The following is a 14,534-nucleotide window of genomic DNA, read 5'->3' as shown; positions in this document are numbered from 1 at the left end:
TTGCAGAGCCCTTTTGAGATCAGGAAGCATCTTGCCCGCTGTTGGAAGCAGACAAATCTGAGAATCTTCTGCGTTTTGACATTCAAACGTATATTTCATTTTTTCCATCTCAAGCGATTCGTTTCAAAAAGAAAACATTCTGCATAATTGGTGAACTTCTTAGATAGATGAGCTATCGAGATGGTTTGCATGACATCAACTTAAGTAAATGATCTAGGATTTTCAGATCTATGCACAAGTTTACAATAAATGGATTTTTCGTTCAGATTTTTGACCTTCGACAAAGAAAAAAAACACCGACCTCACATCACACTGTTTACATTTAGATTACAAAATAAAGTAATCAGATGTGAAAACCCCATACACAGCAAGGATTTCCTCCTAGATTATAATAAATCACCTTATTGTTAATTTTTTTGTATTTTTGATTACTAAAAACTTTACACGATTACAGTTTTTGTTATTATCCGGTCGTCGAAGCAAACGAAATTACGTTTTTCATCTAACCGCCACCAACCTCAACTCATCCTTACCATGAAATTCCAAACACTACTCATTGCCGGTTCACTCGCTATGTCCGCTCCAGTGTTCTCAGATCAAGCACCTGCCATCCCAACAGGCAGCCTTGACGTAAGTGAGCTGATGGTGCGCCAAGGTGTTGCTCCTACTTTCAGCTGGAACATCGAATACCCCGCCCAGGTGACCGACGTGGTGGATATCAACGAAGACGATGAGATCATCCCCAAAACCAAACTCCGCGTCCGTGTGAGCATGATCGGCGTTGGACTGACTGACCAATACGGCACTCAGTATCCTGCTAAAGTCTACATGAAGCTCGGTAACAAATCTTGGGACAACATTTTCTCCGGCACATCTTCCCAGGTGAAGCCAGATGTCGATCTGATTGACACCGTCGTCAAGGCCGGCACAACCTTCGAGTTCGCAGCCAAATTGAACTGGACCGGCTACGATTACTACTACAATGATTCATCCAACATCACCGTTCTGAAAAATGGTGACACGCCTCCTAGCGTTGCAGCCGGTTACTCTGACCAGACTTCTGTTGCTGAATACCTCCGCCCCTACATCCAAGATGGTAAAATCGCTCTTGGGCCAATGGACGTCATCTACGTTTCTGAACTTACCCACAGCCAGTATCAGAAAAACGAAAGTGGCTATGACATGCAGGATGTTATCACCCTCGTTCGCTTCGAAAAGGTAGCTGAGTAAAAAAGATTGCTGAACTATCAGCAACTGCTAATATCCTCTACCTCATCATTCACCCTTAACCTGAAGCGCCATCATGAAATATATGCTATCCGCATTAATCCTCTCGTCCCTGGCCCTCCAGGCAGATAACGAAAGCGAGGACTATCTGAACTTTGTCATTCAAATCCAGAACGACACTTATCAGACTACCCACAAAATGGATGATCTGGCTCCCTCTGGTAGCGCGACAGCGCTAAAGGGCGTGGAGACAAGCTCGACTTTCCAGCTCTGGACGATTAACCGCGACACAGGAGCTGAGTATTTGCTCGATGAAAAAATCGTCTCAGCCTACCATCCTACGGCTGAAATTGCGATTACCACGAACGATCCATACACAGGCGTCCCTCGCACACGCGTGGACCAGCCATTCAAGGTCAGTTACACCATGGAAGGCCTCGTAACTGACGACGAAGCCCCTGCTGCTGCCAAAAGCGCGACTTTAACTCATTTGGCCGTCACTTACGACAACATCAATGATGACAGCTCCGCCTTTCTCAACATCGACAGCAACCAATCCTACAGCTACGGCCTCGGCAAAGGATTGGGCCTGCTAAAAAAGAAGGACGATGATGATGATGACGACGAGGAGGAAGAGGAAGAGAAAGACGATGATGACACAGGCGGCCTCTTAGGACTGGTCGGCGATATCTTGGACGGACTATTCGGTGATTATGAAGGATTCGGTGACGGCGGCTTTGGCTGGTCCCCCTTCAGTGGAATTGATTACAACTTCACACCTCTAGTCGTAGTCGCCATGCCGAGTGAGTCTCTCACCAAAAATGGCACTACCACAGTGAGTCAATATACATCGCTCCAAGCCGATGACCTCACCAAAGCTGCAGGAGAAGAAGAATTTACGATCTTGGCACTGCCAGAAGACGGTGAGGACGCAGCAATGCTTGCCACCGCAAAAGTGCAAGTTTGGCCTATCGCTTCGGGCGAAATGTCAGGATTTACGCCTGGGCAACACTATACAAAACTGCCTGATATCAAGATAGACCTCCAGGACCTCTACCCTTCCAGTTCCACCTATGTGCGTGCTTACAAGGGAAATCCTACGAGTAATCCATCAAACCCGATCATCATCAACTCAAGCTACATTGTGCTCGATGGTTTGGTTCCCATTGATCGTGACTACGTGATCACTGAGCTCGATACCTTCATTACCGAACCTGGCAGCTACACCTTGGAACTACTCCATGAGACGCCATTTGGCATCGATATTCTTGGACAAGTATCAGGTCTGGTGAAAAAGAGCGGTCTACGCGTCATCGGTAACCTCAACACCTCAGAGTAACTCTGATCAGCCGCTCTCGAGCGGAACATCAAACAACCGGCTTCTCTTTGATCAGGGATAGCCGGTTTTTTTTGTCCCCCTTGGGGAAAACCTGAAAACCTCCGACTGTCTGCTAAGACATACCCCCTACAGGTGGATTCACCCCTTACACAGCATGCGCTGTGTTTAGTTCTTTGCTGGCAGGAGTTCCTGCTGATCCGCAGCAGGAAGGCCAGTTGAGGGTGATGTGATCAGACCACGTGGCCGGTCTTGCTGGGTGCTTAAAGGGCGGAAACTGGCACTCTGAGAATCAAGTCGGAAAGTAAGCTCATCCATATCGCGGTTGGTATCCGAGAGCTGTTTCCGCAGGTGACTATTTTCCTTCATCACCCTTTGCAGGTTACCGTTAATGGTCAGCAAGGTTTGCTCGAGAGAACTTCTTTCGTCCACCGTTAGAGAACTCGCTGCAGCGGGCTCACTCTGCATCTGTTTATCACTTACCCTTGGAGACGAAGTCAGCGATGCCAAAATCTCACGTGGAATGCCCTCACCTGAATGAGGAGAATCTGGTATGTTTTCTAAGGCAGGAGAAGGCAAAGAGCCATTGGCCACCATGCTAGAAACTTGCTGAAAATGAGTCCCCGTCACTCCAGCAATTACGCCGAGAGCCATCGTTGATAAGATAGGTAATGTATTTTTCATTTTTGCGATCGAGGTAAGGATGAGAGCAATTGCTGGAGCCGACTGATTGCGGCCGCTGCTTGCTTTTCATGGTTTTCAATTTCGGCTGTCGAGTTTTCCAGCATCGCCCCCACGGTATCTTGCTGGTTATATGATTTGGCTGCGTCGTAGCCGGGCTCAGATATTTTGATGATGTTCCGCCCGTCAGCTTGGGGGATCAGCACGTAGGGAGTGATGGCCAAATCCACTGAATGCCCACTCGCAAGAACGACCTGGGTGCGGAATGGAGCAGTCCCTTTCGGGGCGGGTGCGTATTTCCAACCTAATGGAGGATTTGAAATGGGTTTTGCCGGATAGGGAGAGTAGACTTTCACATTCCCCCCACCCTGTTGGGCTCCAGCTTTGGCGTTGGTTTTTTCAATCTGAATTTCAATCCCCCCGTCAGTGGACTTCGCCGTGGTTGTGCCGCCTTCACTCACTGTCTTTTCTGCTGGAATTTTGACTTTCGGAGTGACCAGGACGGGATCTGTTTTCCCGTCTTCATCAATGACCACGGCCGGAGGCAGCTCTAACAACACAGAAGGATCCACCGTAGATGGAGGTGCTTCGTTAAATGTCTGCGCATGCAAAGCCCCTGCCAACATAGGCAACAGCAAAAGATGTGAGTGTTTTGACATGAGGTAAGAACAAATAAGTGGTTAATTCTGAGAGGGCGTTTGCTGAGGCTCAACGGGCGCGTTATCTACTTTGATCACAGCAGAACTGTCAGGCAGTCCGCCTCGATCATGGCGTTCAGCATGATTGTAGGGTATGGATGGGCTATCAGCCCGCAACGCTGCAGCCGGCACGGTATGCTCCAAGAGAGTATTCCAATCCTTGAGGATGGTCTGGCCCTGCTTGCGCAAGTTATGCAGGTCTCGTTCATAGATCATCAGCCGCCCTAGTACGTTTCTTGCTTGTTCGATATCGTGAGACGTCCAACGCATGGTGCGTGTTTGGTATCGCACTGGGACATCGAGAATAATTTTTTCCAGCTGTCCGCTCCCGGAATCAGCACTGAGGATATGTTGCACTTTTAAATTGGTGCTCTCCCAGCCCTTGTCTGAATCCTCGCCACCCATCTCTGCTAAAGCTCGGGGGTCGATGCTCAGTGGGGCATCAGAATTGCGATCCTGTGAGGTTTGATCACCAGGTTCCGTTCCAGGAAGACTCGTATCCGAAGGGAGTAAGGCAGCAGTGTTGTCGGTCGGTTGAGATACTTGGTTTTCAGCGATGTTAATGACATCTGCGTCACGTCCAGGCGTGGCATGAAGTGGTGCCATTACTGGCTTAGTGACATAGAGCCAACATAGCACGCCGGAAAGGCAAACACTCGTGGCTAGCAACCAAGGATAAGCTTTCACCAGACCTCCGGACTCCGGTGTTTTATACTGATTCATCGCTTTGTGCCCACCATTTGCTCGGATTGACGACTGCGTAGCGTCAATGACCACAGCTGGTTTGGTGGGGATCGGTTCGAGAGAAGAATTCATAGGTAGCTGTTTATTGACCAGTTGTGTTGTCCGAAACAGGAATGGCTTTGGCTCGGGTTATAATCACACGGTGGGAACGCGGCGGAGTTTTTACCATAGTAAGGCTATTCCGGGTGACACTAATTTGACGGAGCATCTTTCCTTCGGTATTGAATGCCTGCACCCCAGCTACCATCTCAAGTTCACCACTCGACTTGGCTACGCCGATTCCATCTGCCCGGTAAATGTTATAGGCCGTGTAACTATCTTCGTCCGAGGACCGGACATAGACACGAATTTCCATGCCATCACTGTAAACCCGATACCGCAGAGGAGAAATCACCACAGCCTCAGCTTGGCTATTTTCTACCCTCAGCTTGGAAACTAACTGATAATGCCCTATGAGTCGGTAGCTTTCGGCCAGCTTATCGGGACGGTCGCTCCCCTCCGCGGCGGAGGCCCATGCGGCCAAGAGCACCGAAGCGATCGAGCTCAGGGCGATGACGAGGGATGGACGAGCTACACACATAAAATTATCTGGGGCTTGGTTAGGAACCTACATCCCATAGACCGTCATCAGGGGAACCTGACGGATCATAGACCGCACCAGAAGATGTGACGATCACAGGCGGGGAAACGTCGACTTTGATACTATACTGGCTACCATCTTCGCCCTCGACCGTAGGTAGCTCATCAGACTTATCGGAAAGGTAAGGAATGATTTGGGCAGCAGTGACCGTAGACACGCTTTGTGTAGGGTGCTCACTTAGATAGGTGCGCTGAGCATTGTAGACCTTTTTCAGCTTTTGTGACGCCTCCGCGGCAAGCTGCCAGTTATTGTAACCGCCAATTGCGAATACCGACAGGCCAATCAAAGTGATTAGAATCACGATTACCACGGTGATTTCGATAAGGGTCAGCCCGGACAGGCTTCTAGCCCTACGCCGCGCTCGACTGTCTAACTTCAACTTCACGCTGCAAGATTATCATATAAACGATTCTTGAACATAAAAAAAAGTTAAATAATAAGCCTGCTACATGCCTGCTTTCAGTTCATTCAGAGTGTCTTGGATCGTAGAAATGAGCTGCGGGTTTTGGAATAATACATACACACCATAAGCAGCACACAGGATCAGCACGCTGGTGATCCCGCGTAGAATCCATTGATATGTGAAACTCTTCCCCTCTGGAGCTATTCGCTTATTATACCAATGCCGCCCTTCCACCACGTGGGTGGCGCACATTAGCTGGTGTTCTTTGAGTAACGCCAAGGTTTGGTCTGCCTTTTTGTTATTTTTAATCCGTAATCGAAAGCGGTAATCTCCTGAAGCACCTTGATCCAACTCACTGATTTTCACGCCTGAAGGCAGTTTAAACTCTGGGCGTCTCAGAATGAAAATATGTGTTTCATAAATAAAGTTCTCCTTAAGCCAACGATCAAATTTAGTAAGCTGCATGTTGAGTCAAAGGGTTAGGAAAACGTTAAGAAATGAGGGATGAGAAGGAAACTTACATTGCCTCCTGCATCATCTGAGGCCCCATCATGAAGATCGGCATAAACGTGCCGAGGAAAACTGCTGCAATCAACAAGACAGCAATAATCATCACAACGAAACTTACGAATTGGCTGAAGTCATCCATTAATTGCTCAGCGTCCTCCTCGAACATCTCAGAGAGCATACTAAGCTGAACATCTAGCGATGCGGACTTCTCACCGATGGCGAGCATGTGGACCACTTGGGGATCCACTGAAGTGTATTTTGCAAAAGCAGAAGAAACCGGCACGCCGGACTTTTCATACATCTCCGAGGCTTTGATGAGCTCTGCGTAAAAAGGCGTTTTTCTCACACTGTTAGCAGCAACACGCAGGGATTTGGCAAGGTTTATCCCGTTGGAATACAGCAACTTAATAGTGGAGAGCAACGTCATCTGGCGAAGACTCATAATCATCATACGGACCACCCTGACACGGGCCATGGCTAGATTGGTGATGCCATTTCGCACTTTATCGGATTTCCAGATAATAATCGCAATCCCAATAAGAGTAAGCACTACGGGCACCCAAATATCTTGGACGACATGACTTATTTTAAAAGACAAAGCCACAAAGCCTTTGGGCTCCATCCCAGACATCATCTTCTCCACTTGAGGAACAATTTTCACTTGAGAGGCAATGAAAGCGCCAATCAAGATGGGGATCACAATACAGGGCATCATGATCAGCTTTCGAATTTTCTTCCCAAAAAAGAGCTCACTTCTAATTCGTTTACCGAGTTCGGCAAAGGCTGTGTCTAGTTGACCAGCATCTCCCCCCGCCTGGATGAGACCAATGGTCATCTCATCGAATCGCTCGGATGCCCTGAACGCATCGTGAATGGGAACCCCTTTATTCACTTCCTCGTGAATCTTATTCAGGGCAGCCACAAGCTCCTTGTTAGGGTGCCCATAAGCGTAATATTTTAAAGCATCTGCTGTATTAATCTGAGCCCTCAGCATTGACGCAAGAGAACGGAACATTTGAACCAACTCCTTCTTTTTGAAAGGCCTGATTTTCTGAGCAAAAAGCGTCGATTGAGGCTTCGGCTTAGCGGGAGTCTGAACAGCGGTGGGGCGATTGACGCGCCGAAGACCGCCACTGGCTGATGTTTGTGCGTTACTCATCGGTACTCATGTCGATCATCTTACCAATTGCAGCGATGTCGGTTTTTCCCTCCATCAACAATTTCAGACCATTATTTCGGAGGTTCGGCAGTTTGCCCTCCTCCTGGATTTTCAATTCAAGTTCGTAGGGCGTGATCTCCCCCTTAGATAACATATCAGATACTTTTGGTGTGATCGGAATGATCTCCAGAATCGCCGTCCGCCCAGCGTAACCTGAGCCGTGACATTCTTGGCAACCGTCGGGCAAATGCGAATACACGGTGCGCGTAGCCCAAGATTCATCGAGACCGTAAATGGCCCGATCTTTTTCATTAATCCCCTGCTGTTCAGTCTTGCAGTATGGGCAGAGCATTTTGATCAAACGCTGGGCACAGGCAGCTTTCAGCGTCTGGGCAATTTTCCAACGTTCAATCCCAAGCTGTTCGAAACGTTCAATGATTTGTGATGCTCGAGGGGTGTGAATCGTAGTGAGAACCTTGTGCCCGGTCACAGCCGCTTCAATGGCGAGTTCCGCTGATTCAATATCACGGACCTCCCCCATCAGGATAATATCCGGATCACTTCGCATGAAACTGGCAATCATGGGTTTAAACTCACCAGGGTTTTTAAGGTCACAGTGGGTGACCCCAGGGATTTCATCCTCCACAGGGTTTTCCAGCGTCAGAATATTCACATCGGGTGTGTTCATCTCACGAAGAATGGCGTTCAGGGTCGTTGACTTCCCTGAACCAGTCGGACCACTCATCACAATGATCCCTGCAGGGATTTTCATCACCTTATCCAGCGCGAGTAGAGTCTGATCATCAAAAGCAAGCGATCCTTTACCCAAGGTGACATTTAAGTGACCTTTATCTAACAAACGCATTGTCAAGTGGTATCCCCGATACGTTCGGTGACGTTCGTAACGAATATCGATGGGACGGCGGAAGTAGGAAATCGTGAAACGACCTGAAATACCGGGAACAGTATTCCGGATTTCCGCAGGCAATTTCATCAAGTTCAGCAGATAAGCATCAAGACGGTCCTTCAACTTAATCGGGATCTCTGTCTTCTTACCGATGTCTCCATCGACTCGGAACGCATAATAAAAACTTTCCTTCTCCACCTTAAAGTGAATGTCAGAGGCTCGCTGTTTGACAGCACTGGCCATCACGGTAGCGATGAGTTGAGCCATTGGCTCGTCGTAATCTTTGGTGACGTCGAAGTCCTTGATTTTATCGTCAGTGTCCTCGACTTCAATTGCTTCGAGTTCATCCTGACTCGGTCCTGTATTTCCAGAAACAGACTCAATCGCACGACTAATTTCTGATGTTAGGGTAACAATTTTAACGAGCTCAAACTCGGGGAACCGCAGCGAAACATACTCATCTGCAGCAGGACTCCATGGATTGGAAATAGCGACAATGATCTTTTTGTCATCGAGACAGAGGGGTGAGAAGCCACCACGTGTCAAAACTGAGGGATCGCACTTTTCTAACAAAGATGCATCACAGAAGTCAGCAACCTTGGGGAAGAAGGCCATGTTATTAACCTTAGCCACTGCGGCCATGAACACACTCTTGGTGATTTTGGCCTCTAATTGACCCGAGTCCACCTCGGCTAGCGAGGGGTCATGTTCCTCAAGAGCCTGTCGCAAGCGGCGGCTGATGAGGGCATTATATCTGACTCCTTCAAATTCGATCATGATCCGTAATTAATATGATTCTCGAAAATGCTTTTCACACATTTTTTTCCACCCGACGTAATCTAGTCGGACAGAGCTGATAATAGGTTTAACGGGGCTTGTTTTTTTAAGTTCATCCGCGATTGCGACAGCCAGGGTATCGGCAAAAAACGGATTCACCGATGCAATACCAATGACGTCCAAGTCCTCGGTGAAAGCCACAGGAACTAGCATCAATCGGCAAAGCTGTTCGATCTGTGGAAACTTCTCGTAGAATGCAGTTGGAGGAATTAAGCGCGCTGCAAACGGCACACGGGTGGGAGCGAAAGGCAGTGATTTCGCCATTTTTGATGAAATGACTTCAACACTTGCATCCAGCATCTCACCATTCCCAGATCGTAGCCGCGCCAATCCGTCAATAGGATCGGCCCCTCTACCGTTTTCCCAACTACGTCTGACCTGAGCGGCCACCTGGCTGCAGTCCTCAGCCGAAGCTAGGTTGTGCTGCTGAAGCATTGCCAGGTTCCTGATCAACGCATGCTCGAGAATGATAGGGACTTCATGAGTCACGGACTTCAAGGATGCGCGCGGGCTTAAATCAGATACGGGGATCTCTTCAGGCGCCGCTTGGAATTGCGGTTGGGTATTCACGATTGAGGGGTAACAGTCTGTTAGCGTTGAGGGTATCCTTGCGGATAATCATCTGGAGTGGTTAATGAGCGCGCACCATTAATAGTGCGACGAAGGTTTGGATCATGCGCAGCACCTGGATTTTTCGGATTGATGGATTGATGATCACTAGGAACCGCGGTGCTGTGACGCAGCCTGTCAGTTGTGCGATTGTTACTTGTCACACAAGCAGGGTCATAAGATGTCGGGGTAACCACAAACACCAAACTTGATTGTTCACGACTCGTTTGCTTCGATTTAAAGAAGAAGTTCAGCACTGGGATATCTCCGAGCAGCGGCACCTTGTTCTTATCGTTACCTTTACTCTCACCATAGAAACCACCGACGATCAGTGAGTTGCCGTTGGGAATTCTGGCGATACTCTCAATGGTCGCCTCACTGACGCGAGGATAAGTATTACCGGAAGGCCCTGTAATTTCTTCGACAATCTGAGCATTGCGCGGGCGCATGTTCATACGGATCGTTCCATCAGGAAGGACACTTGGGGTAATCGAAATCGTCACACCAATCTCACGTGTTTTATCGGGATCTGTGGAGTCACTTTCATCGATTTTATAACGCACCTCATCCGTCGTAACACTTGCTCCGTCACCAGTGTTATTCACCGTAGACGTAATAATCGGCACACGATCAATGAGTGAAATAATTGCCTTTTCATTGTCTTCGGTGATGACCACTGGGTTGGATTTTTGCGTGACCAAACTTCCTTCATTAAGGGCACGCAGCACACCGCTGAGCTGGAATGGAGTCAGAATAATATTACTAGTATCAGCAGCGACGGTTTCGGTGGATCCTGCTGCTGCACCACCTGAAATCGCGCTTCCAGTAAACTCGGTGCCAAATCCGAAGACGCTATTCAGACTACGGATCACATCCACTGACACGCCATCTGAGCCTAATGAGGAGCTCCAATCAACACCCGACTTATGACCAGCGGTGCTGTTTACACGAAGGATTTTGACTTCGATGACAATCTGCCCTTTAGGCCGATCAACCTTATTAAGAAGCTCTTCAACCATTTCCACGTGATGCAGCGTATCGATCACAACAATCGTGTTTGTCTTCGGCTCATAATTGACAACACCACGTCCTGCGGTGAGAAGCGGCTGAATCAATGCTTTGATCTGTTCAATATCAGTTGGGCGAAGATACTTTAGGCTGTACGTCCATTGTTTTGCTGGAAGGCGCTCTAACTGATCACTCATCATTGCGTAAACCGTATTCCCTTTCACATACATCCGAAGACCATACATGAAGGCCAATTCTTCCATTTGTTTCAGCGCACCGCCGTCACCATTGAGGTGACCGGTAACCTTGTAGGTATCGGTATTTAAAGCATTGTTATGGAAATACTGCTTCCCAGCGCGTCGAGCCAAAAGCTGGAAGATATCGTTAATGTTAGCCTCTTTGATTAGGAAGCCACCATTTTCAGTTTCAATCGATTGGGCTTCCTGAGCAGGGGCTTGATCGGCATTAACTGGGACATCCGGATTTGCCGGCGCATCGGGATCAACTGGAGCTTCGCCAGGTAAATTTTCTGTTGGGGCATCTCCGGGAGCGTCAGGAGACACAGGGGCTGCGGGGCGTCCTGGCCCGGCATCGTCTGGGGCATCATTTGGATTAGCAGGCCCCTTATTCCCAGGTAAGTCGGCTGGTCCGTCAGCGCCGAAGCCCCCGGGAGTGAATGCAGGTTTGGAGACTCGCACGTTAGAGCCCGGTGCATCTTGGGCCATGGCGGTGGAAGAAAAAATCATTCCTCCTAACATTAAGGCTGTGGTCAATTTCATAGTGTGTAAGGGTGTGGGTTCGTAGTTTGCGGAGGAAATTTATTGAGATATCACCAAGGGTTCGCGCTTGCCGCGGTTCACGGGAGTGATGCCCGGAACAGTCGTCATTTCACTCGCTTTGGTCATTCCCGATGGGAGTTGATTCATTTGGAGCTTCGCGTGCTCTCCAGAGGACATATCCTTGAATAGAATGTAATCCATTCTAACGGAGACAATATTCACATTTAGCGTCTTACCTTGGAAGATCACTGGAAGTAACTCCCCTTCTCGAAACTCCTGAGAACCAATAACGAACTTGTCTTGCCCTGGCATGACAGCTGTCACTTTGATCGCTTTAATAGCATTCGCAAAAGCGTCTGATCGCTTAGGTGCGGATTGCACTCGCTTGACAATAGCACCGGGTGTCTGACTATAGCCAAAGGGTCCAAAAGCACGGCTGGCCATGGGCAAAGACACACGCATCTTGGCCAACCATTTAGTCCGAGCCTCGCGATCCATGAATTTAGCGTCAACAGCATTAAACTGGCTCTTTTCTTCAGACTTAGTTTCTCCTGTCGCATTCGCAGAAGCCTGCATCGCACTGGATCCAATGATAACGGCGGCGATGATTACTTTTGTGTCCATACGGTGAAAGTAGTTTTGAAGTTCAGTTTCCCCCCTGTCGCTCCAGGGCTCATCGTGAGAGAGTCGAGTTGTAATTGAGGCAATTCGGATTCAATTTCGAGTAGTGCTATTTGCATTGCCCGGTAAGTGGCTGCGAAATTCATTTCTACCTGGCTAGCTGGCTGAGCCACTCCTTTACCAAGACCTTCGCTATAGTTGATCCAGTTGTGCTGGGCCCTTGTGAATTCGGTCCCCTTAAGCTTGCCTTCGGCTTCTTTCCAATGGTCAACAAATGTGCTGCGAGTTTCTGTCGACATGAGTTCTTCCCAGCGTTTTAAGGCTGGGCCATTTTGCCCTACCTTGGCTTGTAGCTGAAGCATTGCCCTCTCGGCAACCTGAGCTCGATCGTAAACTCGCTTCTTTTTCTTGAATTTCTTGTTGATAGTCGATGAACCGTAAAATGCACCAGCTGCCAAGACAGCAAAGCCTAGCAGCGGAAGCATCAAGCCAAATACGGCAACTGGATTTTTATAGTAGGAACTCATTACTTTTGATCGGAGGTCACGACATCGGCTACTGACATATTATCGTCACTGCCGAAGCTCTGTGTGATAGTCATCTTAAAAGCGTGCGGGTAACGCTGTTCGGGTTTTGTAGGGTTTGCAGGGTGGAACTTGGGGTTATTCAATCGCTTGAACGTTACTGTAACATCGCGTTTTCCTGCATCGGGTAGGTAAGCCTCGTTACCAGTGAATTCAGCAACTTCGGTAAAGAGCTGTTTGACTCCTTCACGTGTGCCAATATTTGAGAGATGTTCCATGCCTTTGGCATTCATATAGCCATCAATCGTCCAAGACTTCTGAAATCCATATTGAGCCGCGCCTGGTTCAGGTTTCAGGTTTACCTGATGGATGACACCACTCAAAGCAACGGAGCCATCAGCAGGCGCGATTCGAGAAATCAACTCCATACTCACCCATCCTTTAGAACGATCTTTAAGTAAATTCTCCCAGTGATTATACTGCTTCAGCTGTTGACCCAGAGCTGCAGTGGTTGCCGCTGTATTTTTGGTTTTATACATCCAAGCATCACTGCGGATTTTAGTCCAAATGTTGAAGCCGGTATAGAGCACCACTCCACCAAGGATCATCGCGGCCACAGTTCTCAGCCTACGGCCCAGCTTCAACAGCTTCATATCTGCCTCACTGGGACTGAGCTCCAGCTCTTCAGGTCTTGGCATCAAGAAATCCTGTGTGTGCCAGCCCTCCTCAATACATGATCTAAATGTTTCGTTTGCAGCCAACGGACTTAATTCTTCATCCAATTCTTGCGTCGTGGCTAAAATCTCAACCGGCAAGTAATCAGGTAGTTGTCTCGATCGAACAACTTGGGTAAGATCGATCAAAACAATCTCTGATCCCATCATTGAGCTCTGCAGACTAATAATGGCTGGATCAACATCAGCCCCGCTTAAGGGAAGGATTTGAATTTTTGGGTTTTCTAACTCAAAAGCTGTGGCTGTAGCTAATACTGCGGGCCCTATATTTGCTGGTACAGTGGCACCATTCGGATGCGGCATGTAGCGGAACAGCATCAAGTCAAAATGCTCGTTGAAAAAAGCTAGGAGGGTGAATTTTTGATAGTTGAATACTGAAACTGTCCCCTTAGGGTCGGCATTGGAGAACCAAGGAAGAGCATGGATAGCACAAAGTGGAGCGCTGAGGGCAGCGGTGCGGATCGGTAGATTAAGAGACTCTCCGATATCACGCAGAGCGCTTAATGTGTCTTCTCGTTTTCTAGAAACAGCGACGGCGGTTGCGAATTCATTACCTGCAGCTGCGCCAGGATACGGGAATAACCGCCATGCGTGAAACTCAGTGGAAACGGTTTTATCCTCGAGAACCTCCTTGGGTGACTCGACCATTTTAGAATTCAAGTCCTGCAGTTCACCTGGGTTTTGGTGCTCTGGACCAAGACTGGCGATGGACAATTCATCGGCCAGATAGAAGACTATGCCAAGAGACTTTGCTCCTTTAGCTGCTTCGTGGGAAAGTGTGGTTTGAACAAATTTTTCGAGTTCCTCGTATTGTTCTAACTGATGAGAGTTTAAGCTCTCGATTTTTTCGTAGTAATTACGAGACTTAACGTGGAGGAAGTTATCCACGCCTCCTTCGTCTTTCATGTAACAGTGCACTTGCACGTCCAGATCCAGAGCGTCGTTGTACCAATCGCCATTTTTCAAACGTGTGGTGCTGGTCGCCAACTTCACGGCACGCCCATACAGCTGCAGTGGGTTGAGTTCTGAAGGATGTTTTTCTTCTGGCATCTCGGGTAAGGGTGGGAAAGAAAGGGATGTTACACCCGTAGGTTTTCCATACCGTAATCTCAAACGA

At 48.4% G+C, this 14,534-nt stretch carries 15 protein-coding genes; 2 read left to right on the top strand and 13 right to left on the bottom strand.

Annotated features, from left to right (window positions below; translation table 11 throughout):
* The first annotated feature begins 534 nt into the window (after positions 1-534).
* Positions 535-1,230 carry a hypothetical protein gene (locus JO972_RS05795; protein ID WP_309489066.1) on the top strand — a complete coding sequence of 232 codons (696 nt, stop codon included), beginning with the start codon at positions 535-537 and terminating at the stop codon, positions 1,228-1,230.
* A 73-nt stretch (positions 1,231-1,303) separates the two neighbouring features.
* Positions 1,304-2,566 (top strand): hypothetical protein, encoded by a 1,263-nt coding sequence (locus JO972_RS05790; protein ID WP_309489065.1) that lies wholly within the window; start codon positions 1,304-1,306, stop codon positions 2,564-2,566.
* A gap of 165 nt (positions 2,567-2,731) precedes the next feature.
* On the opposite strand, the gene JO972_RS05785 is transcribed toward JO972_RS05790, so the two are convergent.
* From JO972_RS05785 to JO972_RS05725, 13 genes are all read right to left on the bottom strand, one after another.
* Entirely contained in the window at positions 2,732-3,247 is a 516-nt protein-coding gene (locus tag JO972_RS05785) for a hypothetical protein (RefSeq protein ID WP_309489064.1), read from the bottom strand.
* Positions 3,244-3,780 carry a hypothetical protein gene (locus JO972_RS05780; RefSeq protein ID WP_309489063.1) on the bottom strand — a complete coding sequence of 179 codons (537 nt, stop codon included), beginning with the start codon at positions 3,778-3,780 and terminating at the stop codon, positions 3,244-3,246. Before JO972_RS05780 ends, JO972_RS05785 begins: the two co-directional genes overlap by 4 nt.
* Positions 3,781-3,924: 144 nt before the next feature.
* The gene (locus tag JO972_RS05775) at positions 3,925-4,758 is read right to left on the bottom strand and encodes a hypothetical protein (protein ID WP_309489062.1); all 834 of its coding nucleotides are present in this window, start codon (positions 4,756-4,758) and stop codon (positions 3,925-3,927) included.
* 10 nt (positions 4,759-4,768) lie between these two features.
* Entirely contained in the window at positions 4,769-5,266 is a 498-nt protein-coding gene (locus JO972_RS05770) for a hypothetical protein (RefSeq protein WP_309489061.1), read from the bottom strand.
* Positions 5,267-5,285: 19 nt separating this feature from the next.
* Positions 5,286-5,627 (bottom strand): hypothetical protein, encoded by a 342-nt coding sequence (locus JO972_RS05765; protein ID WP_309489060.1) that lies wholly within the window; start codon positions 5,625-5,627, stop codon positions 5,286-5,288.
* Between the two features lie 144 nt (positions 5,628-5,771).
* Positions 5,772-6,194, bottom strand: coding sequence for a hypothetical protein (locus JO972_RS05760; RefSeq protein WP_309489059.1), 423 nt, complete (start codon positions 6,192-6,194; stop codon positions 5,772-5,774).
* Between the two features lie 52 nt (positions 6,195-6,246).
* Complete coding sequence (locus tag JO972_RS05755) at positions 6,247-7,398, bottom strand: type II secretion system F family protein (protein WP_309489058.1); 1,152 nt, start codon at positions 7,396-7,398, stop codon at positions 6,247-6,249.
* Positions 7,391-9,082, bottom strand: coding sequence for a GspE/PulE family protein (locus tag JO972_RS05750; RefSeq protein ID WP_309489057.1), 1,692 nt, complete (start codon positions 9,080-9,082; stop codon positions 7,391-7,393). Before JO972_RS05750 ends, JO972_RS05755 begins: the two co-directional genes overlap by 8 nt.
* A gap of 9 nt (positions 9,083-9,091) precedes the next feature.
* Positions 9,092-9,712, bottom strand: coding sequence for a hypothetical protein (locus tag JO972_RS05745; RefSeq protein WP_309489056.1), 621 nt, complete (start codon positions 9,710-9,712; stop codon positions 9,092-9,094).
* 20 nt (positions 9,713-9,732) lie between these two features.
* Complete coding sequence (locus tag JO972_RS05740) at positions 9,733-11,538, bottom strand: type II secretion system protein GspD (RefSeq protein WP_309489055.1); 1,806 nt, start codon at positions 11,536-11,538, stop codon at positions 9,733-9,735.
* A 39-nt stretch (positions 11,539-11,577) separates the two neighbouring features.
* Positions 11,578-12,162, bottom strand: a complete 585-nt coding sequence (locus tag JO972_RS05735) for a hypothetical protein (RefSeq protein ID WP_309489054.1) — start codon at positions 12,160-12,162, stop codon at positions 11,578-11,580.
* The gene (locus JO972_RS05730; RefSeq protein WP_309489053.1) at positions 12,147-12,686 is read right to left on the bottom strand and encodes a hypothetical protein; all 540 of its coding nucleotides are present in this window, start codon (positions 12,684-12,686) and stop codon (positions 12,147-12,149) included. Before JO972_RS05730 ends, JO972_RS05735 begins: the two co-directional genes overlap by 16 nt.
* Entirely contained in the window at positions 12,686-14,467 is a 1,782-nt protein-coding gene (locus JO972_RS05725) for a hypothetical protein (RefSeq protein WP_309489052.1), read from the bottom strand. Before JO972_RS05725 ends, JO972_RS05730 begins: the two co-directional genes overlap by 1 nt.
* Between the last annotated feature and the right edge of the window lie 67 nt (positions 14,468-14,534).

The sequence above is a fragment of the Oceaniferula flava genome, assembly GCF_016811075.1.
GTDB lineage: Bacteria > Verrucomicrobiota > Verrucomicrobiia > Verrucomicrobiales > Akkermansiaceae > Oceaniferula > Oceaniferula flava.
The sequence above is the reverse complement of the archived record's forward strand: the minus strand, read 5'-3'. Positions and strand labels throughout refer to the sequence as shown.